Origin of the sequence: Pseudomonas serbica (assembly GCF_028823535.1) — a bacterium.
Classification (GTDB): Bacteria; Pseudomonadota; Gammaproteobacteria; order Pseudomonadales; family Pseudomonadaceae; genus Aquipseudomonas; species Aquipseudomonas serbica.
Map to the genome: position 1 here is coordinate 929604 of NZ_JAQIYM010000090.1, position 26449 is coordinate 956052.

Below are 26449 nucleotides of genomic sequence, written 5' to 3' on the forward strand. Positions count from 1 at the left end.
CAAGAGAACATGAGCAATGTTATAGGTCATAAAGCCTATAACTGTCAATTTTTCCCTATCGTTCCCTAGCAAACGTCCTATAGCCAATTTGTTTGACTACGTGCTCAGCCGCTATCCTTGAAAGATCAAGCCAGCTTCAGGAAGTAACAGATGTCCACCTCAACGACTCCAGAACCGAAACCCTTCAAGTTTGGCAAAACGCATGAAGGCCCGCACAAGCGCTTGCTGGAGATCTTGAGTCTGCGCGGTCAGTCCTGGGCGGTGGACAAGTTCCTATCGCCTGAAGACCGCAAAAAGGTGCCGCCACCGCCGTACACGGCTTCTGAGCTGGAATCTGTGCTGGCAGACATCCCTCTGAGTGATCAGGGCGAGGCACTGGCCCAGGCGGTCTTTTACGGTGACCTGCAGATCGCCAAGCGGCTGGTCGAATTGCATGGCCCGATTGCCACGCTGATAGAGAAGAATGCAACACAGACCTTCCTCAATGACGAGGTTCTCTACACCCACCATGTGAAGCACTTTTTTCGTAACGCGGCCTCCGCTGGCGAGATTGCCGAACTGATGGAATGGCTGCCGAGTGCCGGGCTGGGCTGGATGGCGGGGATCGAAAGTGAACACTGCGAATTGATGTGTTATGGGTCGCTGGAGAAAGTGAGCCAGTTTGTCCGTTCGACCTGGTTTGAGGGTGAGCTGCCGACCTTTGCGAATGGTGCGATCACAAACCCGGATCTGCTGCTGGCGCTGCACGAGAAGAAGGATCGAAGCGCTTACCCGGCCCTCTACGACAAGATCCTGTGCTGGGTGCCAGAGCACACCGTAGCCAAGTTCCCGCATGACCTGGTGCCTTATGAATCACGACACCAAGTTTTGGTCGAGAGTCTCAGCCATCGCCGTCCGGATCAAACCCGTTGGATACCCTTGAGCGCATGCGATACGGATCTCTTCAACTCGCTAGAAAACGAATGGGCCGCCAAAAACGATCCTGATCGAAAATACAAAGCGCTAAGCTTTCGTGACCTTGAGCTCAAAACAGCATCAACAACCAACAGCGGCGACGACCCAGAGGCTAATATGTTGCTGGGGCACATGGTGGATGAGTCGGTTCGTCATGGCTTTTGGGAGCGCCCTGGCATGGTGCTGTGCCAATCGACAGTGGGGTTTCTCAGCCAATTCGAGATAGGCGCCTCTCAGCCTGGCAACCAGCATCTAACTCAAGCCTTCATCAACAGCTATGCGCCGGTCGATCTGTTTGCCCTGAGTAACGCAGACGCTGACAAGCTCAACTGGATGTTGTTCAGGGTCAGTGTTGGGTTTAAGCGAGGTACTGAATCAGATCAGTATGCCGTTAATGACTTGCTGACCCGCCTGGAAGCGGCGCAGCCGCTGCGTTCACAAATCAAAGGCGCCATATCAAAAGAGCTGGTTACCTTCCTTTCGGAATATTTAGGTGACGGAAAGCTCAATGCAAGGTCACTTGGTACGCTCTACCGGGATTTTGGCATCGATAACTCAGGCATGTCTCTTAGGCTTTATCCTGAAGATATCGAGACGCTGCATCGTGCGGGATATCATTTCTCGGCTGAAACCAAAGTGAGTACCACGGTTGCTATTGATACAGATAAACAGCCGGGGAAAGCCCAGGTCGTTTTAAGCTTTGTGGGGGCGTTTTCATGGGATCAAGAACGCTATGAGGGGATGTTCGAGAAAGCGATCTCTATGGGAATCTGGCCTACCGATGAAACGCCTCAGCCAGAAACGGTCTCTGCTGCCTTGGTGAGCTTGGCCAAGCGTCGGCCACCCGCTAACTGGGTGCAGAACCCAGCGCTGGCTTCGCTTAGGGGCTATCTGCGTAACGCCGGGGCGGAGGAGTGCGCGAAGGCTGCCAAGTCCGATAAACAATGGCAGGTACTGGGCGAGGTGTTCGGCACTGATGTACTCCTGCCATGGATGCCCACCGCGTCGCTTAAGGCTGTGGGCGGATTGTTCATGAAAGACCTCGGTCTGTAATGGGGTCGCTGGCCAAGGCCGGTGGGGGGTTTGTTCGACTTCGCGCTCACCGGTTATCCTGAGAGAATAAGCCCCAGCTCCAGGATAAAAATATGACCGGCGCCGTTTCCCCCGACAAAGAGTCCAGCGAACGATTCAAGCGTTTTTTGGACATTCTGGTGCTGCGGTGCCAGCCGTGGGCCAAAGACAGAATCCCAGGCCGAGAGCAAATCCAGTGGCAGTCGATTGCGGCGCAGGGCCCCGATGAACTTGAATCGGTACTTCAAGGGCTGTCAGGCCCGCAGCTAGCGGTTGCTCTGGCTCAAGCCGGGCTCTGTGGCGACCGCGAAGTTGGCCAGCGCCTGATCGACATTCACGGGCCTATCGAGACCGTACTGGAAAATCGGGGTCACCAAACCTTCCTGAATGGGGAGCCATTTCACTACGCTTGGGCACTGCACTATTTGCGCAACGCCGAGTCGCCAGCCGCAATGGCCGAGGTGATGGAGTGGCTTCCAACTGCGGGTCTGGGCTGGATGGTGGGTGTCGGCAGTGAACATTGCGTCATGTTCGAGGAAAACACGACCATCGACCGTGCGCTCAAGCAAGTGATAAAGCCTGAATTCGAAGGGACGCTGCCGAGCCTGGTCAACGGGCGCATTGAACAGCCTGAGCTGCTGCTGGCGCTGCATGAGCGCAACACCAGTACTCTGTACCCGAAAGCCTATCAAAAGATCCTGGTATGGGTGCCAGAGCGCACGGTAGCGCAATTCCCGGATGATCTGACGGCCTACGAGTCTGTGCAAACAGCTTATTTCAGAGACTTGGAAAAACATGCTCGTCCCGACCAGTCCGTGACATTGTCACTAACCGAACTCGAGGCGCCTTTTCTGGAGCAGGTGGACAACTGGTGGGCGAGAACGAGCAATCCAGACCGCCCAGACAACGGACTGCAACTGCAGAACATTATCTTGCGCACCACCTCCACCCGAGCTTCGATGGATCTGGAAGGGGACATGCTGCTGGTGCACCAGGCGAATCAGGCCATTCAGCTGGGCTTCTGGGGTCGACCTGGAATGGTGCTATGTGAATCGACGGTGGACTTCCTGTCTCAGTTCGAGATCGGCCCGCAGGAACCTGGCAACGCGCTTAAAAGCCAGGCCTACGTGCAGGCGTACGCCCCCATCGACTTGATAATCCGGGCCTACGGGGATAGGGATCGTGAAAATGCCATGAACTACCTCAGACTTTACGGTTTTGAATTGTCAGGCGACACCCCGAGAACCACCTTCAACAGGCTGGTTCGCTTGCTGGATAGTCCAGAGCCGTTTGCCACCCAAATGCGTGGTGTGCTGAACAAGCCCTTGATGGCCTTTTTGACCAGCAATTACGGTGACAAGCACGCCTGGGCGAAGACCCTGGTAACCCTGCATCGGGAATACGGAATTAACAACGAGGGCATCGCCATTTCCATCGATGGTGATGATATTGAGACCCTGTACGACGGAGGTTTCCGCTTTGCGGACTCCACACTGGTCGACCTTGAAGACCTAGTCGGCAATAGATCTGACATACTGAATGGCGGCTCCAAATCAAAACCCGGCCAGGTCACGTTCAAGTACGATGGAATGGGTGGCTATGACGATGCCCGCATTCTGGAGGTTCAGGTCAAAGCCCAGCGCCTTGGTCTATGGCTGTCTGACGTCAAGAAGCCAGAGTCAGTGGCCGAGTCTTTAACATCCGTTGTAAAGCGCAAGATTGATAACAAAAAACCGAGGGGCACACAGCCTTGGTACCTGGCCAACTCTGGAATTTTTGCTCACAAGGCCTTCCTCTCCGAAGCGGGGCCGGAGGCGTGTGCGCAGGCGGCTAAGACCGAAAAGCACTGGCATGTGCTGAATGAGGTATTTGGCGTCCAGGCGCTTAAGCCGTACATGAAAGACACCTCCCTGCAGATCAAGGGTGCACTATTTTCGAAGGACTTGGGGCTATGAGTAAGGCAGAACCTGGGGCGCTCTTCCGTGAGGTTTTTGGAAATCCATGGCCTGGAGAGGCCGAGCTGTTTTTTAAAGCAGACTGGACTTCCGAGGAGAAGGGGATCGTTCAGGTTTATTTCAGGAGCGCCGACAACCAAGGCAAAAGCTTTTCGGAAATGTACCAGGCGCTCTGTGACCTTGATGTGGGGCTGGAACCATCCGTTCAAAGGCGGGCCGCAGCGAACTTTATCAATGCGATGCTACCCACCATGGCCCACCTCGAAACGCCTTCGTCTGTCATTACCGAATTGGTGAGGCATGTGGACATTTTACCGGGCCTCCCAGTTTTGGGCATTGTGGAAGTCGCTGAAATCCTATCCGATTGCCGAACAGGATGCTTCGTTCGGGGGATAGACACTTCGCTCAGATCTCACGCTGAACTGGAGCATTTCACGAAAACTCACGAGCAGGCGATGAGCTTTTACATCTCGGCTGTGCTGAGAGACGACATCAAGGCAATTGATCACCTCAATGCGCTGCCGGCGATGCGGGATCTCGTCAGTGATTCGGATATCCGGGGAATCTGTGCCTCGGTAGATCGATATCCTGACGTATTCCCGGCTGAAGCGTCATCCTATTTTGAAAAACTGCCACGGATTGTCCATGTCAGAGATCGCTATATCGCAGCGGCCCCTGTTTCGGTCTACCTGAAGAATCTCAAGACGGCCATTCGAAAAGGATCATCACAAGCGCTCGAGGATTGCTTCGATTCCTCACTGTCGTTGCGCTGCGGGCCGGCATTGATCACCGAAATTCTGAACATGTATGAGCAAGAAAATCGGACACAAACCCAGAAGCAAACGAATCAAATGGTCAAGGCCTGCGTGATCAAACTGATAGAGGCCGGCGTCGACGCTTATCCGGCCTATCTCGAGACGGTTCATGGACGTTTTGGCGCTCTGGATTTTATTGATTCGCCACCGAGCCGGGGTGAGATCATGGATCATTGCCTGGCGAAGCGTAAAGAGGGGGAGCAGGATCCGACCGTGTTTTTGCTGATGTTCACGCCGAAGGAATTGGCCGCGCATGAACGTGGGCAAGAGCTCCTTGAACGGTTGCATAAATACACTCAGGATCCCAAGCTGTTGCAGTTTATGACTTCACTGCAGTATGTCGGTAAAGCTTTTTCAAATGACCTTGGGTTATAGTTAGACTACTTTTACAGTTTTATATAGGGGTGTTTATGAGTTTTGATGGTGCTAGCTTCCTTAAGGAGCATTTCGACAAAGTTGAGGTCATTAAGGAGTCTTCTTTATATGAATGCTTTATTATTGATAGACCCCGTCAGGAAGTCATTGACTCCGTTGTTGAAGCGTATTTCAAGTTTGGTGACTTAATTACATTTTACAGCGCCCTCGCCGAGTATTTTGATAAGTTTAAAAGCGGGTCGCGTATCGCAAAAATGATAATCAATAGCGTTTTTGTCGATATTTGTGAAATCGATGGCGTTACAAAGCTTCTTAATGAAATTATCCAACACCCCACCGATCTTGTAGGTATCCCAAGTCTTAAGACCCCTGACATAGCCAGGCTGGCGCGTGAAGGGCGAAATCTGCTCAGGCAAAGGAGAGGCAGCCTGATCCCGGAAAGCGATCTTCGAGTATTCACTGAGGTCGCCCCGACATTCTATATTTCAGCTATTTTGAATGATGACCTGGACGCTATAGACCACCTAAATAATGTTCCTGGAATGCGCTCATCTTTTGATGTGGATGAAATAAGGAAAGAGTGCAGGCTGATTAAAGACTGGTCGAATAAATACCCGGAACACACGCATCGGTATTTTCTAAGCTTAAAAATCAACAAGGTGTATGATCGGTACCGCAAAGAGACGCCACTGGCTGATTATTTCGACAATGTCGACAATGGAATCAAAGAAAGAAAAGGTGTCGATAACTTTTTCGACGCAGGTCTTTCTTTGCGTTTCGGGCCGTCGATGATCGGTTTACTTTTGGAAAAGTATTCCAAGGCCGCATCGGATGGTCAACTCAAGGTGCGAGACATGTTCTTGGCCCTGCACATAAAGGCGGGAGTTGATGCGTACCCAGCGTACCTGGAGGCCCGGTACGGGCGGGTGAAAGCTCTGGATTTTCTTGACGATCCGCGAGACGCTGAGGAAATCATCGATTGGTGCATGGGATCAAGGTTGAGAGAGCGAAGCCAGGATCACTCCTTCTTCCTGGCCATTCTGGCGCCCAAGGAATTGCTCAAGCATGAGCGAGGTCAGGAGTGCCTCCAGCGTGTGCACGAGCTCACACGGGACGCGAAGCTACTCCCACTAATCACTTCGCTCCAGTATCGCGGGAAGGCCTTCGGAGAAGACCTTAGCCTGTAAGACGCCAACGCTTCACAGAAGTGGCCAGCCCGCTTAAACTCGGGGCTAGCCAATCAGCGAAGAGTTTGAGCATGGATTATCAGGGACAAGCGCCAAAGTACCTTAAGATATTTGGAGATCTGGAGCGCAGTGCCCTGGGTCAGATGAATGCAGAGGTCGCGTTCCCTTACGTCCACACGATGAAATTCCGGCTCCTGGAAAAAGCCCTGCACGAAGGGTATTCGATCCACGAGCTGTTCCTCGCGCTGAAGGAAATTGGTGAGCTGCATTTTGACGACCGTAAATCCGCCAATCATCGGCGATGCCTGTGTTTTCTGATTGCGCATGCTGCCATCACCCAACAGCAACTCGACGCAGCTGTGAATGACTGGCTAGCCTATCCGTCCGACCTGCTGGACAAAACCTACCCTTTGTTTAACGAGCTTTTTACCGTTGACATGGTTAAGCGCGGGCTCTCCCTGGTACGTGATGCCAAGGGCGCTTTAAGGCCCTTGGCGAATATTGAAGCCATTTCGAACGGAACCCAGCTGACGGAGGCGTTCTTCCTCTCAGCGTTGTATAGCGATGACCTGGATGCCCTCGAACACCTTCAACAGTCCCCCACGCTGCGCCGCGAGTTCACCACCAATGATTGCTCGAAAGCTGTTGATGACCTGATTCATTGGGAGCGTGATGCTCCACCGGGCTGGGCGTCCTACTATGAAGGTTACAAGCCACTCCCCAACGTGCAGGCCACGTATTATCGCCATCGGCCTCTGCGCGAATATTGGCTGCAGATAACCGCAGCGATCTCCGAAGGTTCAATGGCCACCCTTGAGCGGGTGTTTGACCCCAAATTCTCAGCGAAACTTGGAAGCGAAGCCGTTTTGGCCCTGGCGTCGGACAACACGCTGACTTCCGACGTACTTGAGGTGCCTAAGGCTTTTTTGGTGAAACACATCGAAGCCGGGGCTGACGTTAAGCTGGCGTTCCTGACTCTGGCGTATGGGCGAATTGAAGCCCTGGATTTTGTCGATGAGCCAATCAGTCTTGATGACGTTGTGCAAAAGACACTGAGTCGTGAAGAAAACCTGTCCTGGGTGTTCCCGTTGTTCCTCTTCATGTTCAGCAGAGAAGAGGTTCATGCCCACGAACGAGGCCAGGAGTGCCTGATGCTTCGTCACCAAATCACCAAGGATCCAAGCTACCTCCCGCTAATTGACTCGCTGCAGTATCGCGGCAAAGCATTCGCCGCCGACTTGGGTCTGTAGGACTGGGGCGAGCCAGCGCGGTCTGACCGGTACGTGTTTGACGATCTGTCAATTTATGCCATATGATTCCGGCCTGTACTTTATGGGCCCCTGCGGGGGCTCCACCGATGATTGCCTGGATTATTGCTATGTACATGACGTTCCATTCAGATCGCCAACACTTCTCGACCCAATTGCGTAATGCTGTGGGCAGCACACTGGTTATCTACAAAAAGGTTGCCAAGCCGGCTGCTGAATTCGATCTAACTCATACCGAATTCGAAAACCTGATCGACTTGCTGAGCCAGCGCGACAACCCAATCATCCAGTCGGCCAACGCCATTACCGAAGCTGAGTTTCAGCACACCCTCCAGCAGTTCGTTGACCGCTTTGCCGCCATCGAAGCTAAAGAGCTGGCTGAACTGGGTCTGTCTCCGGACTCCCCAGCAGGCCAGGCTGCTATGGCCAATGCCAAGCGCCAGGTGGACTTCGTCAAAGGCGTTCAAGCGCAGCCTATCGAAGAGATGCGCAAGCTGATCTCGTTGATTCGTATTGAAGTGCTGATCAATGGCTACATGCTGTATTTCGGGAACGTCGAGCATGAAGTGATGGGCATGGTGTGCTTCATGAGCCGGGATTTCCAACGTCCAACTCAGGAAGATCTGCGTAAATCGGGCCTGGTCGAAATGGACATGTCGAACGTCTCCGAGGGTGTGCAGGCAAGCCCTGCAGCAAACCTTGCCGGCAATGTTTCAGCCAGCGTTGCCAGTCGCGCCCCGACCGGTGCCACTCTGCACTGACCCTGGTCTTCGTCCTTGCGGGCGGTGAACCTGCTTTCACCACCGGATCAAATTTACTTTTCGAGAATTACTCTTATGGATATGACGTACTGCTCCGATCCTAGCCACTTTTTCACTTCCCACATCGTGGAAACCACCGGCGATGTTGTTGTCTTGACTCGTCCAGTCACCTATCCGGGGCTGGAGTTCGACTCCGCCCTGGAAAGTCTGAAGGGTTTGACCAAGATTCTTCAGCAGCCGCAGCACATCTTCGGCAAGGTGCTCTCGACCATCCCCAAGGATGGCTTGCGTGAGTCTTTGCAGCGTTACTTGGACAGCGAGCCTACGGTGTCCGCCTATGAGCAAAATGCCCTGACCTACGCCTCCGTTGAGGAAGCGACCGCTATGGCCGCTGCCCATGGCAGAAGGCTGGCGTTTGCCCAAAGAGCCGTGAATGCCGGTGATGATGAACTGGCTGGCATGGTCAGCATGATCCAGATCGACATTCAGGAAGAGGAATACGTCCTCTACGCTGGCAGCCCGCAGAACGAGTTCACCTTTATCGCGATTCCGATTCCGCTGGATACGCTCAACATGACCCCCGAGGAACTGGAGCGGATGCAGATCGCCACTGAGGGGGAGGAGGTATGTCCCTACTGCGCGGATGGCCGGCCTCATCCTGATGACGAGCGTCACGAGGGTGAAATCACCCCAGACATTCAGCCTGCCAAGCGGACACTGAACTGATCGGTTGAGCATGTTTCGATGCATTGATCTCTTCGTTAGCTGTTTTTGCTTGTTTAGCTGCCCAGCTAAACAAGCCCTTTTACATAATCAACAACGGTTCGCATCTCTGTCGGCGCCAGCCGTGTGTGCACGAAGGCAAGCCTGATGGCGTCTTTTTTTTCGCACTGGTTGAACCACGACTAATCCGTATTGGAAATTCAATGGAACTTAAAATCGTCAGAGTTGGGAACAGCGCTGGTCTCGTAATCCCTTTGGCCGTCATGAAAGCCCTAGGCGCCAAAAGAGGTGATTCGTTCGATCTTGAAATGACCGCTGATGGCTTATCGCTGAAACTCAAAACCATGCAACCAACCTACACTATCGAATTGATCGCGGCGATGTGCGATATGGAAGCGCCAGAGCCTGATGGGCTCGAAGCGTGGGAAAACCTCGGCATTAACGCCAGTCGGGATGGTGCGGCCATGACTCCATACGATCTGGGTGACATTGTGCGCTTCTCAAGCGGGCTAGGTTCCACCATCGAGGTTCTGGTACTGAGCGAAAAACAACACAACGTAATGGCGCTGCCGCTGGTGGCGCCTATCGTGGCAGGCCCGGTGGATCGATATGCCGGTATGGCGGTAGTACTGGAGGATACCGTCGCCGATGGCTTCGCGTTACTCAACATGGTGCGCAACCTGGATCTACAGGCCCGTGAAGGGAAGGTGATTGGTAGCACGCCTGGCGGCGTGATGAGCGAGGCTCGGGCAAGACTTCTCACCATCTTTGGTGCCTGAACGCTCATGACACCTCGACTGGCGCTGCCAGCCTTCTGGGCCTCGGACTACGCTGGATTACTTTTAGCTTAAGAGGGAGAGTGCAGTAATGATCGGAAAATTTGCGCAGCAATTCAGCACTGGCATTAAGCAAGGCTTTCGTACCCGCGACTTCGCGTTCTTGGGGATTTTGGCTATTGGCCTGAGCATTCCCCTTATTCTCCTGAGTTTTACCGCCTGGAATTTCGGGCAGGGCTTCTCCTGGCAATTGATCGTCGACATCGGTACGCCGTTTTGGTTTTCGGTGCTGTTCAGCTTCTACATCATTGGGATCAAGGTGCTACAGGTGTACCACCAGCACGATGGCAATCCTGAGGCCATTCCCAAGCTGGCCCGCCAGTTCGACGTCGTCGTGTTTTTTGTGCTGATCGTCCTGATCGCCGGCCTGATGATCAAGTAAAGATCCGCTGATCACCGGCGCATCGGCGCCGGTTCGGCATGCGTTTTTAATTTGCGGGAGTATAACCATGACAGTACGAACCAATGGCGCCGAATTGAAGGCGTTTTTTGCCGACAAATCGTTCTGGCCAGACGACCAGCCTGGTGGCAACAACATCTGGCACGACGAACTGACCCTGATCATCAACGACGAAGAAGACCTGGAGCCGGTGATCGACAACCTCCACAATTCCGACCGTGTGAAGATCACCTATGGCGACGTGTATTCGACCGCAAAACCGCACTTCACCAGCGTTGAAACCTACTTCAAGCGCTGGAAGAAGACCACAACCCACACCTCGGTGTTGGTCTCGGTACCCAATGAGAATCTGGAAGCGGTGAAGGCGGCGATTCTCGGCGCTGGTGGTGTCCTGGCTTAAGCCCAGATCAAAGGCCAAGATCCTGGCTGAAAACCTCAGCCAGGTCACTAAGGTTTAGAATGGTCTCCAGGCCACGAAGTTGATGCTTCATCACCAGGCGCCCAAGCTTATTGGTGTACGCGCTGGCGCGGAACAAGGACGCCAAGTCATTACGCTTGTGGAGGCACACCAGTAGGCGAATCGGCAAAGGGCCACTGACGTAAAGAATGTCCTTCTTGGGAATCTCAAAGCCCATTAAGTCGAACAGCAGGTTCTCATCCTTGCTCGCGGCGCAGGTCTCCAGAAGATGGTTGGCGAACTGGGTCAATACGCTCGGGTGTATGCCCTGCAGTGTATCCGCCTCTTCGCAGAGGAATTCGAACCACTCCTTATCGGTCATGGCCGTTCGCAGCTCGATGGCAATCTCAGCGACCAATTTGAGTTTGGCATCCAGAGTGGTGTTGGGCCTAAGCCACTGAACAGCGTTAAATACCATCTTCAACCAGTGTTTGGAGCCTGGCCTGGATCTGAGAAGGTTGGGGGTGGTGAGGATCGGCCACTGTATCGTACTCACGATGATTCCCATTATCTGGGCATTGGCGTCAGTCAGATAGTCGAACAGAGAATCAGTCGCGTAAGCCTCCGCCAACGCGAGATTGATCGCATCTGGAGTGGGGGCGGGAGCTGTGGCGGGGATTTTGGTTGTCATTGATCATCCGTGAAAAATCGTTTGGCCTCATGGCCATGAAGAGTGGTGCGTTAAGTAGTATTATGAGACTAAATGTGGCTAAATGCAATCAAAATATAGTGGTATATTGCCACCGGAAAGGTTAAAACTGAGTTTCTTGAGTGCCGGCAAAGCTGGACAGTCTGTCCCGATAGACCTCGCTTGGCGTACATTTGAAGAAAAGGAGAGCGTTGTGTCTGACCATTTGGCAAAAATTCGTCAATTGAAGAGCGACGTCGCAGACGAGTGGGATCTGGATAAATTCTCGGAGCGGCTGTATGCGCTGATCGACGGCCTGATCGAGGCCGAGGCATTTCTTCTGACGGCCACGCCCTCCCAGAGGACGGCGGTATTGAGTCATACGGTCAAGTGCGAAGTCACTTTTGTCCTCCAAGGCTACAGCTTGCTTTTGCACCGAAAGGGTCTGCTTGAGGTCTTTTTCCGCAAGAATCCTGATCCACTGTTTTTGTCTGGCGCTGTCCAGCGGCTGATGAACCAAATCGACGATCCTGAACACATGTCCCTGGCCCGTGAATCAATCCGCCTGGGCGCCATTTTCATCCCCGAAAAAACGGGGTACCTCGCCGAGATACTTCACACCAAAGATGGCCGGCTGCCCGTTGATGTCTGCAAAGGCCTGCTACAGAACTACCTTGAGTATTCTTGGGCGTATGACATAGGCCGACTCAACAATGGCGGGGCGCGTGATTTCACTATCGCGTTGTTAACTGTTTGCGCTGATGACGGCGAAGAGGATTTTGTCATTGATTTCCTGGCTCAGGCACATGAAAACCTGCTGCCAGACAGGAGCCTGAATAACGAAGGTCGTGCGACGCCCACCCACGCCTACTACGAGTTGCTTCTCCAACACTGCCGCCACGAACAACTGATGGTCAGGCTGTCGGAATCAAGCCCCGAACTGTACCAGGCATTGATGGTGGATAAAGGCTATCAGAAGGCACTGCACAAGAAGATCACTGAACCCACTCCCGGCGACGTCTTCGATATCTCAAGGCTGCCACCAAGCAGCGTGATGGATGAGGAGTTTCTTTCGCATGCACTGTGCTCCTTGTCCACCAGTGGAAAGTTGAATGTCGCCCGCTATGAGGTGATAGCTCGGACTTGGGTGAAGGCGGGTTTCCCAGGCAGCGTGCAGGCCTACGCCAAGGGGTTCGAGCCTCTAAGTCAGCAGCTTGCTGAGCTGCAGGCGTACCGGAGCACCATTTTCACCGAATCAACCCTGGAGCAGCTGTGGGGCCTCAGTAAGAGGCATGCCACTTTTCACCAGTCATTGCTGATGCTCGACTTCATCTACACAGCGCCAGCAAATCAGATCTTGAATGACGTCGAAACCCTGGATCGTCACCATGCGATGCACGTTCTCAAGCATGATGAGATACCAGATACGTTGAAGGTGGACGGAACCGTCATGGTGTCGCCGCTATTGCTTGCGGCCTGCCTCAAGCGAGTCAGACATATGTCGGACTATGACGAGAAAAATGCCGACATCGAAGCTGTGATCACTGATGCGTTTTCCAATTCATCCCTCCATGGAACACTCAGAAAGTTGTCGGAAAAGCGGCTCTACCAAGTCCGCCGCTACGCTCCTGGCATTACCGACGAGGTCATTCGTACCATCCATTGGGATGACCTAAAGATTCTGGCGGGGATTTTTTCTGAGGATCTGGGTCTATAGCAGCATCCGCGAGGCGGTGGGTGCAGACGAGAGAATCGCCTTTCCAGGAACTGGCTAGTCCTTTGTTCCTGATGCATGTGCCGTGTGCGGCAATGATTGAGCAGGTCGTGGCATTCATCGCCGGCTGGCTTTAAGATGCTGGACAAAGACACAGGAAGACATGGATGAGTATTGAATTCGACATCGACACCGCCTTCAAAGTGAAAAAGCCCTGCGCCGACTGCCCGTTTCGCAAGGTTGGCGCCATCGATCTGCGCCCTGGCCGGCTCGAGGGGATCATCAAGTTTTTGCTCGAAGATGATCACCATCTGTTCCCGTGCCACAAAACGGTCGAGAGAACTTCAGATGACATTGAAGTCGACGGTGTTTGTGAAACCAACGCCGAGGCATCAGCGTGTGCCGGCGCACTGTCGTACCTGGTCAAGCTCGGGAGAATCCCAGTTCCGATGCGAGTGATGCACAGTCTTCAGCTCATCAACATCGACGATTGGGATGCGCTTGCTGATCTAACCATCGAGCCAGATCAGGAAACCTTGCTACCGATGCGTTCAGAGACTACTGGGAAGTCCAGGTAACGCCTGCAGGGAGGCATTTCTCACGCCTTGATCCTATTTCTTGTTCGCGTTTGGATCGAAGTTAAATACAGTGCGCATAACGACGTTGTACATGCGATCCACCTGGCGTTGGTTGTCCTCAGGTTGACTCTTCGGCGATGGATCTTCTTCATAAAACTTGAGAAATTCGGCATACAACCGCAATGCAGCCTTGGCATTGGCCCGATATTCCGGCGAGTTATAAGCGGGCTTCTGTGCAGGATCAAGCATTTCTTGTGGAATGACGGGGCCTTTTATGTTCTTTTGACGGGCTTCCCAACGCAAAAGCCGCACCATCATAGGTTCTACCTCACCGCCTTCAGCCTTAACCTTTACCTCGGGCTTTACCTCAACCTCAGGCTTAGCTGCCTGAACAGGAGCAACCTTCACAGCATTGCAGGTTGTCGGGTGATTTGAAACCATCCGGTAGGTCTGGGCCTTAACCGCTACCTTGTACTTTGCGCGACACCCGGAACAGGTGCGCTCAAATACAAAATTGGAAAAATGCTCCGCTGCCACTTGGGCGAACCTCCGGTCTGACACCTGCTGACCGTAAGGCACCGGATACCTGAGCACAGAGTCCAGGAACGATACGTCACCCCGCACGCAAGCATCCGCCACCCGATTACCCAGCTCTTCGGCTAGTTCTGCATACATCGCCAGCCGATAGGCCTCGACCGAGGCCTTGCTTGTGGGGTTGTAGTCGTTATGAGGGCCTTCATCGAGAGAAAGTCGGTCGAAAAATGCCCGGCACTCCAACACAGAGGCATAAACTGCATCGTAATACCGTTCGCGCCGTCTCTGAGTACCTGGTACGGACTCTCGAATTCGAATCGCCACGATTCGGTCTGCGAGATAACCGGTGAATTCGTTGTAGTTCATCACACGTCCTTGAGAGTGAGCTTAGGTTACCGACCGCGTCAGCTTGGGTCTTCAGCGTTTTGTTCACCAGCGAATTAATTTAACTCTTTTTGGCGGTACTTGCGAGGACACTGTCCAGCAGGATCGAGCAGCTTGCAACGAGCGTTAGCAAGGTGTCACGACGCTGATAGTCCTTAGCTCGTTCAGCCACATCAGCCGCTGCCTGATACAGAGCGCCGGCTCGTTCCAGGTTGCGTTGGCGACTTTTAGGTTTCCACCATTTGGCGTCCCATGGCCATTGTTTAGGCTGAGGACTGTCTTCACCGACCGCGTCGCGGTAGGAGAGGGCTGCCAACTCCAACAATTCAGCTCCGTGCTGATAATCGTGCTCCAATGTCCAGCCTTCAATTTCCTTTTGGCGCTTGCGCTCGGCGGCGATGAGTTGAAGCCCGGTGATTTTCCGCATGAGTGTTTTCCTTGGCACTTGCTGGTTTGGCGCCAGGCCATCCCTCTAAGGCGGCGCAGACGTAACTAACTATAGGTATCCTAAAGATACCGGTCAATCATCGCGATATGAAACCCTTCAGTGTCACGATAGCCCTGAGGCTGGTGCTGATGTCGCACGGGCCATCGCACGACCCCTTGGGGATGCAGTCCCCGACATCACAAGCGTCTACCGCACCAAAGCCGCAAGGGCCCGAGCGGTCGCTGCCGGAGGCGGGCTTATCCTTTCGCTTCTTCCGCTCTTCCTCACGCTCCTTTGCAGCGCTCTCACAGCTGAGGAAGCGCTGTTTAATCAAACCCCATCCGCTGATGAGCCCCTTGTCCTCCAGAATCGAAAGTACCGCTCCAGAGCAGCCTGGCCCGCCATGGGTGTGCGAATAGGCGCAGCGAAAGCCTTTGTGTGGAGAGATCCGTCGCTGGTAAAGACGGATGGCAAGACGGTAAAGGGCTTTCATGAGCGCCTCCAAAAATGTGTCAATATATGGCATATATCACGATATGATGACATGGTCAAAATCGGCGCCGATCTGGGAAGCCACGTACCCCTTTGAGTCAGCAGGATAAGGGGCTACAGGCCGTTTTGAAGATAGTACATACCATACATACCATGCGTGGCACATAGCATAAATCAGAGGTTTTTTGTGAAAAGCTACTTCCAAGCTGACATTGGTAAATGCCGTGTGACCGGGATCAGCGGCCTCAAGGCCAGCACCGGGGCCCGCTGGTTCCTAGGTTATTCGACCAATCCATGCCTCAGTGATCAGGGTGATAAGCCCAACAAAGGTCGCAACCGCTTGGCTGATTGGTGCTGGCGACGGGTCGACGGGCCGTGGACTTTGTACGGTTGGGTGAGTCCTTCACGCAGCCGATTTTTCGGCTTCAGCCTGACGCTACCCGGCGAGGCCAAGGCCAGTCTTAAAGATTATTTGGTACGTTAATTGACAGGTATCTCTAGGATACCTATATTCCCCCCACATGAGCCATTTTGCGGCTCGATTCTCGGAGTGGCTCATGCTCAATATTTCTCTCTCGTCCCCGCCGTTGAAAGCAGACAAAGGCCTTAAAAATGGCAGCTGCAACCGAGGGTCTTGCCAGGAGCCTGGTGCCACCTTTTTCAATCGGTCGACGAAGATGTACTACTGCGAAGACTGTGCGGCGAAAATAAACTCCTACGCGGAAACCAAGGAATACTGCATGGAGACCTTCGGCTCTCCTGAGCTATGCGTCCATGACGATGGCCCGTATGACCTGCGGTTCAAGCCTCTGCCATATTTGTTGAAAGCCTCAGACAAAAGCTCGGCGGACTCCTGACCATGGATGTTGAGTCGTTCGAGCCAAGCGATGAGATGATGGCGCTGATCAATGAGCGCCTTGCACCCGGTCGGGCAGCAAATGCCGAGCGGCGGGATAGGCTTCAAGCCAAATACGGGGAGGGGGCGCCCATCCAGTTTTTCGCTGAGCCTGACTACCCCGGTGACATGGACACTGCCTATGCGCGAAACCTCAAGCATAAGTGCTTGCTCCGAGAGTTGCAGGTGCTTGGCTTGGAGGTCTGGGAGCGCACCGGAAAAAAGGCACAGTTTGACGCAATAACGGAGCTGGTGATCGGGATCTCTCGCGCACCCAGTGAGCGCATGAGCCTGAGTTTTAACAGTCGTCCGACACGCTTTTTGCCAGCGATACTTCATGACAGGCAATAGTGATAAGTACGTTGGAATTCATTTCCAGGATGGTAAGGCCGTTGGTCTGTACCGGTTCGAACTCGATCATGGTGCCCACAACTTCCACCAACAGGCCACCAGCCTCAATGCTTTCCGGCGCCGGGAGCAGAAGCGTGCGAGTGAAGCCATTCGCAAGGATTGGGAGAAGCAAATCACTCGCTGGCCGACCATTCGGTACACGGAAATTCGATTGGCTGAAGACTTTGACGCGCAGGAAGCCATCGTGCCTATGTACGACGATCTATCGGTCAATCACCCAACATCGCTCGCCGGCTTTTACCAAGTCATTGGATACGACACTGCAAAGCAGCGTTACAGCTAGGAGGCTACATGCCAACCAAAGTCGCCATAGTCTACAGCTTCGGTTACCCGCAATCGGTGCACAAGTTTGCATTCCCGGCAGCTTCCGACCCGCAATACGACAAGGACATCGCCATTCTTGAAGAGATTGGCACGCTGGAAGGCGAGCGCTTGACGGAGTACGTCCAGGCTCAAACCGTGGACAGTCACCTTCGATTGCGGCTCGGCTTTGAAGATCTGAAGGATTACGAGCGTCGACTTGAGGTTTTTGCCAAGCTCGTCGAAGAGCTGAACCTACAGGACGTGATGCCGGCGCGGAATGAAGTACCGATCACCGAGCACGAATCGATCTGGGCGATGTTTGATGCGGTGGGTTTTGATCCCCTGCGCAAAGCATTCACTCAGGCGCGTTGGCAGGCCATGGTGCCGCCTGTATTCAGCAAGAAGCGATACCCTGAGCACGTTGCTATCCATTATCAGAACGGTAAGGCCATCGGCATTTATCGCATCGACCTGATCACTTACGACGGCACGCTACATAAGCAGGCAACCAGCCTGAACTCGTTCAAGCGCCGTGAAGAAAAGCGCGAAAGTGAAGCAATTCGCAAGGACAGGAGAGCCCATGTTTCTCGCTGGCCGACCATCGAATACACCGCCGTGCACGTCGCTGCCGACTTTGACCGAAGCGAAGCGATTCACTCACTCTACGGCCATCTGCCCATCCACCGACCGGCCACTTTGTACCGTTTCTACAACGCCATTGGTTACAACAGCGCGAAGAAGCGCTATAGCGCTCATGAACCGGGACTCGCTACACTGAACAATCCAAATACCCCCGACGGCCTGTAAAAGGCCACGCAGGCCTGCGAGACACGACCTATGCCACGATCCGAGCTCAAAGATGCGAAAGCCCCCTGCAAATCGCAAGGTCAAGCGACCTATGCGAGAGGGGATACTCGCAATCTCCTGCGCGTAGCGCTGGCTCTGTCCAAGCTGGAGCACCCCACTCTGAATAACCTGGCTCGCGAAACGGGTCATGTGAAGTCGGGGATTCTGCGTGATATCGAGCGGCTCCAGGCCTATCTCGGCATCGTTATTGAAAAGCGGGGCTCCGAGTATCTGCTGCACAGCTGGGGGCCAGTCGTTAAGAGTGCAGAAGGCATTGAGCAATTTCTGAGTGCCTCCCTCGGTGAGGTCAAATCGTGAAGAAACGTACTGCGCTTGAGATTCTTCAAGATACGGAAGCCAATCATCCGTTGCGCGAAGGGGCTGTGATTGACCATGTCAAACTCGCGCTGTGCCCACCTGACCGACAAGATGCGATGACCGAGAAGTTGCTCGGCAAGGATTTTGGCTATACCGGTGCCAAGCGGCTGGATGACGGCACCTATGTTGTGGTGCAAAAGCTGTTTTCGACAGCGGCCATCGGCTTTGTCGATTCCATCGGAATGATGGACAAGCGCTACTGCTTCCGGGATCTTCTGGACTGCTTGTCCGCCTGGGAAGAACTCAAATCCTGCACGGACGAGCCAGAAGGGTGGATTGCTCGCCGCCCTGAAAGGCCCGAAGACAAGGAACGCGAGTTCCAGCGCACATTGGCTGAGTTCCGGGCCCGCGAAGCCGCTAAAGACTCTGGGTCGTCCTTCGAGCCTTAGTCAAGACGCCGAATTTTGAGCACAAAAAACGCCCCCAAGGGGGCGTTCTCGTTCAGCCCGGCTTAGATCCGGAAGCTGCCAACCAACTCTTTCAGTCGACCGGCTTGTAGCTCCAGATCTTTGCACGCCCGCAGGGTGGACTGCAGGTTCTCCACGCCTTCCTGGTTCAGCGTGTTGATCTCGGTGATGTCCATGTTGATGGTTTCAACCACGGAGGTCTGTTCCTCAGTGGCGGCGGCCACCGACTGGTTCATGCCGTCGATCTCGCCGATACGCAGGGTCACGCTGCCAAGGCGCTCGCCGGCCTGGTTGGCAATGCCTACGGTGTCCTGGCTGTGGCGTTGGCTCTGGGCCATGGTTTCCACCGAGGCTTGAGCGCCGTGTTGCAGCTCCTCGATCATCTTTTGCACTTGCTGCGCCGACTCTTGGGTGCGGTGGGCGAGGTTACGCACTTCGTCCGCTACCACGGCAAACCCGCGACCGGCTTCGCCGGCGCGTGCAGCCTCAATGGCGGCGTTCAGTGCCAGCAGGTTGGTCTGCTGGGAGATGCTCGTGATGACTTCCAGGATCTTGCCGATGTTCACCGTGTTGGTGTTGACCGTCTCGATATTGGTGCTCGAAGCACTGATCATCAGGGAAAGTTCATTCATCGCCTTGATGCTCTGTTCTACGACCTTCTGGCCTTCCTCAGCCAGTTGACGGGCGTCGCTCGCCTGGTGCGAAGCGTGGGCCGCGTTCCGGGCGATCTCCTGAGCAGCAGCGCCCAGTTCGTTGATGGCGGCGGCCACACTGCTGGTACGGTTGGATTGCTCGTCAGAGTTGGTCATCGAAGAGTTCGAGGCGCTGACCACACGCAAGGCGACTTCGTTGACCATCAACGTCGCAGAAGACACCTCAGTCATCGAGGTGTGGATGCGTTCGACAAAGTGGTTGAAGGACGTGCCGAGCATGCCGAATTCATCGTTGTTCTGGATGGTCAGACGCTTGGTCAGGTCACCTTCACCTTCGGCGATGTCTTTCATGGCGCCGATCATTACGTGCAGAGGGCGCAGCAAGCGGCGAATGAACATTCCCATCAGGCCGATAATTACCAGGATCGACAGGATGGAAGCGATCAGGGCTGATTTACGGAACTCGGCCAGGGTCGAATAGGATTTTTCCTTGTCGAGGGAGATCGCTACGTACCAATGGACAGAAGGCAGACCCTTGATTGGGATGAAGGACACCAGACGCGTTTTGCCATTCAGAACCGCTTCTTGCACACCTGGTGTCATGTTGTGACTCCAGGTGGTGTAGACGTCATTCAGCTTCTTGTTGATCAGGTCTTTGTTGTGGTGTACCAGGATCGTGCCATCGCCATCGACCAGGTAGGCATAACCCCTGCCGCTGAAGTCCAGGCTGTTGATGTTTTTAACCAGCGTTTCCAGGGTTAAGTCGCCGCCGATCACACCCACCAGGTTGCCATCTTTGTGCACTGGGGTTGCGATACTGATAACCAGCCCACCGGTGCTGGCGTCAATGTAAGGAGCGGTGAGGGTGGTGCTGCCGGTTTTCACAGCATCTTGGTACCAAGGCCTGACGCGAGGGTCGTAACCGGCTGGCAAGGGTGTGAATGGGCGTTGAGTAAAGATGCCTTGTGTGTCCCCCATGTAGGTGGTTAAAAACGTGTTGGTCATCGACTTCTGTTCCAGCAAGAGGCCGACGAAGTTGAGATCTGGATCCAGCGCCACACTCTGGGCCAGGTTCTCAATCAGTGTCACCTTGCCCGACAACCAGTTGTCGATGTTGGTAGCCGACAGTTCACCCATCTGGCTGAGGTAGCTGTCCAGATCCTTCTGGATCGTCTCCTTCTGCTGAAAGTCATTGGAGGTGGTGAAAGCGGCGAACGTTGTCAGGACGATCAACGATGCGGCAATCAGGATTTTGCTGCTGAACTTCAAGTTTTTGATCATTGACGTTTTCCGAAATTCCTAAGGCATTGCGTCGCCACCTGGGGATCCAGGCGGGCTTAATACGTGTGCCAGAGCCTGCTGTGAAGCGCGCCAATTAACCGACGGACTTAAAACGGGCTATCGCTGATTGCCTATCGACAGTTTTCAGTAAAACTTTCAGTCTCAGGGTGTGAAATTCCCAAAATTTACACTACCGGGGACGAGCGGTAGGCGTAGGCGATGAGCAAAGATAGTGCGATAATTGACACTTTCCCGTTCTACAGCCCTGAGGCACTCTTCATGTCGCGCATCATGCAGTTCGCTTTTCCGGTTCCTTCGAATGAAATCGACTTCACAGTCCCCTGTATTGTGGAGACGCTGTGCCACCCGCTGTATCGGCCAAGGGAGATGATGCAGGCAGTCAACCAGGGCGGAAAAATCAAAATCCACATGCTGGTTGATGAGTCCAAGCCGCAGAGAACGGAGCGGTTCCTGATCATTGGCACGGGAAAAGAAGTTGCCGGCCACTTGCTGAACTCGATTCGTTCCGTGGGCCACCTGCTGATGAACGACGGCCAGTATGGTGTCCACGTTTATCACATCGAAACCCATCCTGAAGCCGGTCAGGAAGTGCCGAAGAAGACCAAACTGACGGTAGAGTTCCAGCTCGCAGATTATGGAAACGCGGGTGATGTCAGTGACTTGGCGCGATATCTTAATCTCTTTTGTGTTCATCATGCGGGCGATGTGAAGTCTGACCTCACCAGCAGTGGCAGCGGCAGCGCCGGCCCGCACAAGATCCACGTGCTCAGCAACAAATTCCTGGACAGTCATGAGTTCGCGGGATTCAAAGAACGTATGTACCAAGATCCGTTGGTCAGGGCCCTCAAGTTCATCAAATTGTCGTGAGGGCTGCAGCGTGACCATGCAATTTTCTGAAATGTATGTGAAGACGGAAGTCAATCTTAACTCCAACAAATTCTGGAAAGTGGAACGCGATTCCAATTTCACGGTGCATGTCGTGAATGGTCGGATTGGCGGGGCTGGCCAGGTTCAGAAACCTAAGCCATTCCCTAACCAAGCCCAGGCCGACCGCTACATCCAAACGAAGATTCGCGAGAAGCTGCGCGATGACTACGTGAAATTCGAGAGCCTGACGGCTGCGGTGAAGAGTCCTGCCAGCCTGGGCCGCATGGCGCTTGAGATGGCGGCATCGGAGCAAATCCGTACCCAGCACCCGCAAGTGGTGTCCGATCTGGTCAAACGCCTGGTGCAGGCCAACGTCCACGCTATTCTCGACAACACCGAGCTGAAGTACGATGAGCACACCGGTGTGTTCCAGACCCCACTGGGTGTCGTGACCCAGGAATCGATCCACAAGGCGCGGGATTTGCTGATGAGGATCAGCAAGCACGTGGCCGGCGAGGACTTTGAAAGCGATGAGGTCAAGGCCCTGTTGGGCAAGTACCTCATGCTGATCCCGCAGAAGGTTGGGCGCAAACTGGCCGTCAAGCAGGTGATTCCTGATGACGAGGCGGTGGCTAAACAAAGCGGCCTGCTCGATGACCTGGAAGCTTCGATTGCCCAGGTGGCCGAGTTGCGTAAGCAGCAAGTGGCCGGCGATGGTGCAGCCGCACCCTCGGTGCCGAACATCTTCAATTGCGCCATCGATGTGGTTGAGGATCGACAGATCCTGGCCGAGATCGAGCGGTTCTACAACGCTACCCGTCAGCGCATGCACGCGTCTTATGACCTTGGCATCAAGCGGGTATTCGCAGTCTCGGTTGACCATATGGACGCTGCCTTTGAAGGGGGCGGCAAGAGCGTTGGTAACGTCCAGCGGCTTTGGCACGGCACTCGCCCAGGAAACGTCCTGTCGATCCTTAAAAATGGCCTGGTGATCCCTCCAGAGTCTGCGGGGCACAGTTGCGGTCGTGCCTATGGCGATGGGGTCTATTTCTCGGATCAATCAACGAAATCGTTGAATTACGCCCTGGGCCTGCAGCACAGAACGCGTGAGCATCAGGTGTTCATGTTCCTGGCGGACGTGGCGATGGGTAAGAGCTTTATCCCACGGCATTCGGACTCTCGGCTGCATTTGGCCGGGCATGATTCGGTGTTCGCCAAGGGCGGCCAAAGCGGCGTGATCAACAACGAAATGATCATTTTCAAAACAGAGAAATCCGCAATTCGATTTCTCGTAGAATTCCATTAAAGGGACATGATGAACAGGATGAACAAGATTTACACCTTCGCGGCTGTGTTGCTTCTTGGCTACTTGGCAGTGGATACGAGTGTGAGCTACATCGGCGACTACAACGACTACATGGACAAACAGAAGGCGATCCGGTCTCCCGTTGGTCGTTATAGTGAAGATGCCTTGAAGAACCTTGATAGCGACGGCTTCAAATGGATGGCAGAGAAGGGCATTACCTACCCTGATGCGGCCCGTACAACGATGTCCGCGCTGGAAGCGAACGGAAAATACGCGGAGCGCGATGCGTATTTGGTGAAGGTGTTGGCTCAGTACCAGGATCATCAAAAATGGGACATCTTTGACTGGAAGGAACCGCTGTTAGATTCCCTCTGGAAATTCGACAACGGTGTGACGCCGAAAACCAAAAACGACCCGACCGGCGAGAAAAATACCCTGGCATCGCTGGCGCCAGAGCAAGTCGAGAAGCTCAAACGCTGCTATGTGTTTCTGAAGAACCGCTACACCGTCGAATCCCCATCCTTTGGGCCAATGATCGACATTCACGACAAGACCCGGTCGCCGGAGTGTGACCTTTAACGGCGCCTTAGCACGACGAAAAAAATAACCAAAGCGCCGGTCTCTGACCGGCGTTTTCTTTGGTTTTCTGACTGATTACTGGTCACCCGAATGCCAACTTTTTTGTGTGGGCCTTCGTCCAGTTTCAGCCGCCATGCTGGCGGAGAGGGCGACTCTCTCTGAACACCTATTGCAGAGAGCTACGCAGCCGCTCGAAGTCGCGAATGTAACTTTCAGCACGGAGGAAACGCTGCCGGTCGTCCTCGGAAAATCGGGCCAAGGCCTCCTCGCGAGGGAGCGTGTCGAACTCCGGCCCCTTCATGGCGTCCAGGTAGCCTTCACGGTCGCGAATGGCGCATTCCAGCGCGTAGTGCAGGGCTCTGGACTTGCCGTTCTCGTATTGGCTCATACGCCTCGTCTCCTGCGTCGCTGGCTCTGGTACTCCGTCCAGTACCCACCATGATCGCTTTCCTGCAACCGGTCGCGCAGCAACATGGCGCAGGCATGGATGCGTTTTTTGGAAATCGTCGGGTAGCACTCTTCGGTCGCGGCCAGCCACTGAGGCAAGGTTGTGTAGGCTTCAGACCTGGCCAGGCGCAGCAGGGTCGCCTCGATTTCCACGTCAGAGATTTCATCAGTTGGGGTGGTGTCGGTCATATCAGTCATCCATGTATGTGGAGTGTGCAGCGACGAAGAGAGCAATCGGAACTTCGCCGCAGGCGCCTGTCTTTAATCAATCCGAAAATCTGGGTGCAATGCTTTCCAGTGTAGGCGCAAGGCCTCTTGCTGGTAGTCCGGCATCGGGCTTTCCGCCAGCGCTTGGGGCCACAGGGTGCGGGCCTTGTCCAAGGCAGCCTTCAGGTTCAGATGGATGATGCGCCACGGTACGTCAACGTCCTTGGCCCAAGCTTTGAAGTGTTCGAAGCTGACGTCGTACCAGGCCTTGGTCTTGGCCATGTTCAGCGCATACTGGACTTCATCTTTCATGTAGATCTTGGTCGAGACAATGTCGTAAGCCGGGGAGAGCTCGGCGTCCATACGGTTGCTGTATAGCAAGCTCCAGTTCTTCAGGTGGGCGTCACCGTTGGCCAGCAGGATGTTCACGAGCAACCGAATGGCCATTTGCACGATGTCGCGCTGCCCATGCAGCGTCTTGTGGTAGATCAGCTTGCCGATTTGCTCGTAGTTGGCGACGCGGTACTTGTCGTGGGCGTAGGCAAAGAAGATCTGCGCGAAGTCTTCCGAGTTAACCCGCTCATGGCCCGGCAGTCGGTCGTAGCGGCGAATGCCATACGCCAATGTCTCATTGGGCAGGTTGATGGCCGGCAGGTTCTCGATCTGATCCATCTCGATCAACCTGATTTCCGGGATGTTCACGCCGGCCAAACCGGCCAGTGTCATGCTGGTGTACTCGTTGAGCGGTACATGCGCATGAACAGTGGAGGGCGTTTTGACGATCCAGTCACCGGGCGCCTGGGGATCACCGGTGATATACCGGCCATCCTGATCATGCATTGAGAATTTCATCTGTACGCCGGCCAGGGAGAAGTAGGCCCGGCGATCTGGCATGTCGATGGTGGTCGGTTCGATCTTTCCATGGTGTTCCAGGACATATCCTGGAATGTGTTCAGCTTCCATTGGCTCGGCGAGCAGCGCCCCCGGCAAATCCTTACCCAGCCAGCCCAGCAGCGGGAACTCGTTGTCGCGATGAGTCTTCATCATCTGGGAGAGCAAGTCCCGCAGTGAGCCCTCTGGAAGCAAGTTGCTCAACACCGGGTGAAGCCGTTGGGTGGTCATGTACGGGTGTTTCTTCTCCAGCTGCCGCTGAAAATTGTCGGGATCCTTGTGAGACAGGGTCAACGGGTACCGGTCAGAATTGGCGATGTACTCCGGCGCCAGCGAAAAGACGTTCTTGCCGTTTGAATAGCCAGCGACATAACCCACGAGCTGTCCGTGGAGGCTTAGGCGTAAGACCGAGACTGTTTCATTGCTCATGAGAGATCACCCCAAGGGTTATCAATATCGTTGTTTTCTTCTGACTTTGCTGGCACCGGGGCCGCGTCGTTCGTCAGGAGTTTCTGGATCTGATTGAGTTTTTCCTTGGGGATCAGCATCACGACGGAATCCAGTCCTTCCGCGATTTGGTCGAGCGTACTCAGGCGTGGGTTGCCACCGGCTTCGATCTTTCCGTACATCTGACGTGAAAGGCCTGCCCGCAGCACCATGTCCTGGATTTTGAGCCCAAGTTCAAGGCGGCGCTTTTGGATTTGCTCGAGGATTTTGGTTTTCATGATGGCTGCTCGGGTTGGTAGCTTGAGGGTATGTCAACTATATGGCTCTCGTCAAACGAAATGAGCCATATAGTTAACATGCAGGCAGTAAGAGCCATATGTGGCTCGTAAAGCAGCCAAAGAGCCATATAGTTTACGTAGAACGTGTTTTCCTCTCTAGAATCGTGCGATGTTTGCTTTTTTTCCTCAGGATCTCCCAAAATGGGAGATATACTGACGAAAGCACTAACCAGCCAAAGCCATCAGGAGGCGCCATGGCCTACGTGAAAGTAATACGAAGCTCCGAGGATCATGCTGAGGCGTTAAAGCGCGTGGAGACGCTGTGGGGCGCCGCAGAGGGAAGCGAGGATGGTGATGAGTTGGTCGCTCTGACGCTTCTGGTCGAGCACTACGAAAACCAGCACTATCCCATCGACAAACCCGATCCCGTCGAGGCGATCAAATTTCGCATGGATCAGATGGGCCTCACGCCGAGAGATCTGGAGGTGTATATCGGCGCGAGCGGGCGCGTATCGGAGGTTCTCAATCGCAAGCGTAAGCTCAGCCTGGCAATGATCCGGCGACTGAACAAAGGCCTGAAAATTCCCTACGAAACCCTTCTGCCGGCTTTGGATTGACCTAATCTGGACAGGCGTCGAAGCGCGCACGAAAGACCGCGAATACGCCCAAGCGG

The 26449-nt window shown here is 54.2% G+C and carries 31 protein-coding genes and 1 pseudogene; 22 read left to right on the forward strand and 10 right to left on the reverse strand.

All coding sequences use genetic code 11. The features are described from left to right. Positions 1–150: 150 nt before the first annotated feature. From NQL71_RS35925 to NQL71_RS35970, 10 genes are all read left to right on the forward strand, one after another. Positions 151–2007 carry a hypothetical protein gene (locus NQL71_RS35925; RefSeq protein WP_274644373.1) on the forward strand — a complete coding sequence of 619 codons (1857 nt, stop codon included), beginning with the start codon at positions 151–153 and terminating at the stop codon, positions 2005–2007. 92 nt (positions 2008–2099) lie between these two features. Continuing rightward, positions 2100–3980, forward strand: coding sequence for a hypothetical protein (locus NQL71_RS35930; protein ID WP_274644374.1), 1881 nt, complete (start codon positions 2100–2102; stop codon positions 3978–3980). Continuing rightward, positions 3977–5170 (forward strand): hypothetical protein, encoded by a 1194-nt coding sequence (locus tag NQL71_RS35935; RefSeq protein ID WP_274644375.1) that lies wholly within the window; start codon positions 3977–3979, stop codon positions 5168–5170. Before NQL71_RS35930 ends, NQL71_RS35935 begins: the two co-directional genes overlap by 4 nt. A gap of 35 nt (positions 5171–5205) precedes the next feature. Further along, positions 5206–6357: a hypothetical protein gene (locus NQL71_RS35940; protein ID WP_274644376.1), complete on the forward strand. Its 1152-nt coding sequence runs from the start codon at positions 5206–5208 to the stop codon at positions 6355–6357. Between the two features lie 71 nt (positions 6358–6428). Then, entirely contained in the window at positions 6429–7607 is a 1179-nt protein-coding gene (locus NQL71_RS35945; protein ID WP_274644377.1) for a hypothetical protein, read from the forward strand. A 128-nt stretch (positions 7608–7735) separates the two neighbouring features. Further along, positions 7736–8386: a hypothetical protein gene (locus NQL71_RS35950; RefSeq protein WP_274644378.1), complete on the forward strand. Its 651-nt coding sequence runs from the start codon at positions 7736–7738 to the stop codon at positions 8384–8386. A 75-nt stretch (positions 8387–8461) separates the two neighbouring features. Beyond that, positions 8462–9112: a hypothetical protein gene (locus tag NQL71_RS35955; RefSeq protein ID WP_274644379.1), complete on the forward strand. Its 651-nt coding sequence runs from the start codon at positions 8462–8464 to the stop codon at positions 9110–9112. 200 nt (positions 9113–9312) lie between these two features. After that, the gene (locus tag NQL71_RS35960) at positions 9313–9888 is read left to right on the forward strand and encodes a type II toxin-antitoxin system PemK/MazF family toxin (protein WP_274644380.1); all 576 of its coding nucleotides are present in this window, start codon (positions 9313–9315) and stop codon (positions 9886–9888) included. Between the two features lie 88 nt (positions 9889–9976). Continuing rightward, positions 9977–10327, forward strand: coding sequence for a hypothetical protein (locus NQL71_RS35965; protein ID WP_274644381.1), 351 nt, complete (start codon positions 9977–9979; stop codon positions 10325–10327). Positions 10328–10394: 67 nt separating this feature from the next. Further along, positions 10395–10745 (forward strand): hypothetical protein, encoded by a 351-nt coding sequence (locus tag NQL71_RS35970; protein ID WP_274644382.1) that lies wholly within the window; start codon positions 10395–10397, stop codon positions 10743–10745. A 7-nt stretch (positions 10746–10752) separates the two neighbouring features. Here the strand turns inward: NQL71_RS35970 and NQL71_RS35975 are convergent, their stop codons facing one another. Further along, positions 10753–11433, reverse strand: coding sequence for a hypothetical protein (locus NQL71_RS35975; protein WP_274644383.1), 681 nt, complete (start codon positions 11431–11433; stop codon positions 10753–10755). A 211-nt stretch (positions 11434–11644) separates the two neighbouring features. Between NQL71_RS35975 and NQL71_RS35980 the strand changes: the two genes are divergently transcribed. Both NQL71_RS35980 and NQL71_RS35985 read left to right on the forward strand, forming a co-directional pair. Next, positions 11645–13147 (forward strand): hypothetical protein, encoded by a 1503-nt coding sequence (locus tag NQL71_RS35980; RefSeq protein WP_274644384.1) that lies wholly within the window; start codon positions 11645–11647, stop codon positions 13145–13147. A gap of 164 nt (positions 13148–13311) precedes the next feature. Beyond that, entirely contained in the window at positions 13312–13722 is a 411-nt protein-coding gene (locus NQL71_RS35985) for a hypothetical protein (RefSeq protein WP_274644385.1), read from the forward strand. Between the two features lie 33 nt (positions 13723–13755). On the opposite strand, the gene NQL71_RS35990 is transcribed toward NQL71_RS35985, so the two are convergent. The 3 genes from NQL71_RS35990 to yidD all read right to left on the reverse strand — a co-directional run bounded on the left by NQL71_RS35990 (position 13756) and on the right by yidD (position 15560). Then, the gene (locus tag NQL71_RS35990) at positions 13756–14622 is read right to left on the reverse strand and encodes a hypothetical protein (RefSeq protein WP_274644386.1); all 867 of its coding nucleotides are present in this window, start codon (positions 14620–14622) and stop codon (positions 13756–13758) included. A 79-nt stretch (positions 14623–14701) separates the two neighbouring features. After that, positions 14702–15067 carry a hypothetical protein gene (locus NQL71_RS35995; protein ID WP_274644387.1) on the reverse strand — a complete coding sequence of 122 codons (366 nt, stop codon included), beginning with the start codon at positions 15065–15067 and terminating at the stop codon, positions 14702–14704. A gap of 97 nt (positions 15068–15164) precedes the next feature. Beyond that, positions 15165–15560: a membrane protein insertion efficiency factor YidD gene (yidD, locus tag NQL71_RS36000; RefSeq protein WP_274644388.1), complete on the reverse strand. Its 396-nt coding sequence runs from the start codon at positions 15558–15560 to the stop codon at positions 15165–15167. A 186-nt stretch (positions 15561–15746) separates the two neighbouring features. Here yidD and NQL71_RS36005 point away from each other — a divergent pair, with 186 nt between their 5' ends. From NQL71_RS36005 to NQL71_RS36030, 6 genes are all read left to right on the forward strand, one after another. Further along, positions 15747–16043 carry a hypothetical protein gene (locus NQL71_RS36005; protein ID WP_274644389.1) on the forward strand — a complete coding sequence of 99 codons (297 nt, stop codon included), beginning with the start codon at positions 15747–15749 and terminating at the stop codon, positions 16041–16043. 375 nt (positions 16044–16418) lie between these two features. Then, the gene (locus NQL71_RS36010) at positions 16419–16805 is read left to right on the forward strand and encodes a hypothetical protein (protein WP_274644390.1); all 387 of its coding nucleotides are present in this window, start codon (positions 16419–16421) and stop codon (positions 16803–16805) included. Continuing rightward, positions 16792–17148, forward strand: a complete 357-nt coding sequence (locus NQL71_RS36015; RefSeq protein ID WP_274644391.1) for a hypothetical protein — start codon at positions 16792–16794, stop codon at positions 17146–17148. The genes NQL71_RS36010 and NQL71_RS36015 overlap by 14 nt, the downstream gene beginning before the upstream one ends. A gap of 8 nt (positions 17149–17156) precedes the next feature. Further along, positions 17157–17975, forward strand: a complete 819-nt coding sequence (locus tag NQL71_RS36020) for a hypothetical protein (RefSeq protein ID WP_274644392.1) — start codon at positions 17157–17159, stop codon at positions 17973–17975. Between the two features lie 30 nt (positions 17976–18005). After that, entirely contained in the window at positions 18006–18332 is a 327-nt protein-coding gene (locus NQL71_RS36025; RefSeq protein WP_274644393.1) for a hypothetical protein, read from the forward strand. After that, positions 18329–18781 (forward strand): hypothetical protein, encoded by a 453-nt coding sequence (locus tag NQL71_RS36030; RefSeq protein WP_274644394.1) that lies wholly within the window; start codon positions 18329–18331, stop codon positions 18779–18781. The genes NQL71_RS36025 and NQL71_RS36030 overlap by 4 nt, the downstream gene beginning before the upstream one ends. Before the next feature lie 62 nt (positions 18782–18843). Here the strand turns inward: NQL71_RS36030 and NQL71_RS36965 are convergent, their stop codons facing one another. Both NQL71_RS36965 and NQL71_RS36970 read right to left on the reverse strand, forming a co-directional pair. Beyond that, positions 18844–19731, reverse strand: a complete 888-nt coding sequence (locus NQL71_RS36965) for a methyl-accepting chemotaxis protein (RefSeq protein WP_425520713.1) — start codon at positions 19729–19731, stop codon at positions 18844–18846. A gap of 18 nt (positions 19732–19749) precedes the next feature. Next, positions 19750–20733, reverse strand: a pseudogene (locus NQL71_RS36970) (cache domain-containing protein); the annotation flags it as partial. 219 nt (positions 20734–20952) lie between these two features. Here NQL71_RS36970 and NQL71_RS36040 point away from each other — a divergent pair. From NQL71_RS36040 to NQL71_RS36050, 3 genes are read left to right on the forward strand one after another with little or no spacing between them, the layout of a single operon-like run. Beyond that, positions 20953–21621, forward strand: coding sequence for a hypothetical protein (locus NQL71_RS36040; protein WP_274644396.1), 669 nt, complete (start codon positions 20953–20955; stop codon positions 21619–21621). Between the two features lie 16 nt (positions 21622–21637). Beyond that, complete coding sequence (locus NQL71_RS36045) at positions 21638–22927, forward strand: WGR domain-containing protein (RefSeq protein ID WP_274644397.1); 1290 nt, start codon at positions 21638–21640, stop codon at positions 22925–22927. An 18-nt stretch (positions 22928–22945) separates the two neighbouring features. Beyond that, a complete protein-coding gene (locus tag NQL71_RS36050) occupies positions 22946–23506 on the forward strand; it encodes a hypothetical protein (protein ID WP_274644398.1) in 561 nt (186 codons plus the stop codon). A gap of 166 nt (positions 23507–23672) precedes the next feature. Here NQL71_RS36050 and NQL71_RS36055 read toward each other — a convergent pair whose 3' ends face one another. The 4 genes from NQL71_RS36055 to NQL71_RS36070 all read right to left on the reverse strand — a co-directional run bounded on the left by NQL71_RS36055 (position 23673) and on the right by NQL71_RS36070 (position 25776). Then, a complete protein-coding gene (locus NQL71_RS36055; RefSeq protein WP_274644399.1) occupies positions 23673–23894 on the reverse strand; it encodes a hypothetical protein in 222 nt (73 codons plus the stop codon). Then, positions 23891–24142, reverse strand: coding sequence for a hypothetical protein (locus NQL71_RS36060; protein ID WP_274644400.1), 252 nt, complete (start codon positions 24140–24142; stop codon positions 23891–23893). Before NQL71_RS36060 ends, NQL71_RS36055 begins: the two co-directional genes overlap by 4 nt. A 72-nt stretch (positions 24143–24214) precedes the next feature. Continuing rightward, entirely contained in the window at positions 24215–25480 is a 1266-nt protein-coding gene (locus NQL71_RS36065) for a type II toxin-antitoxin system HipA family toxin (protein WP_274644401.1), read from the reverse strand. Then, entirely contained in the window at positions 25477–25776 is a 300-nt protein-coding gene (locus NQL71_RS36070) for a helix-turn-helix transcriptional regulator (RefSeq protein ID WP_274644402.1), read from the reverse strand. The genes NQL71_RS36065 and NQL71_RS36070 overlap by 4 nt, the downstream gene beginning before the upstream one ends. A 254-nt stretch (positions 25777–26030) precedes the next feature. Here NQL71_RS36070 and NQL71_RS36075 point away from each other — a divergent pair, with 254 nt between their 5' ends. Beyond that, positions 26031–26393, forward strand: a complete 363-nt coding sequence (locus tag NQL71_RS36075) for a helix-turn-helix domain-containing protein (RefSeq protein WP_274644403.1) — start codon at positions 26031–26033, stop codon at positions 26391–26393. Positions 26394–26449 lie beyond the last annotated feature (56 nt).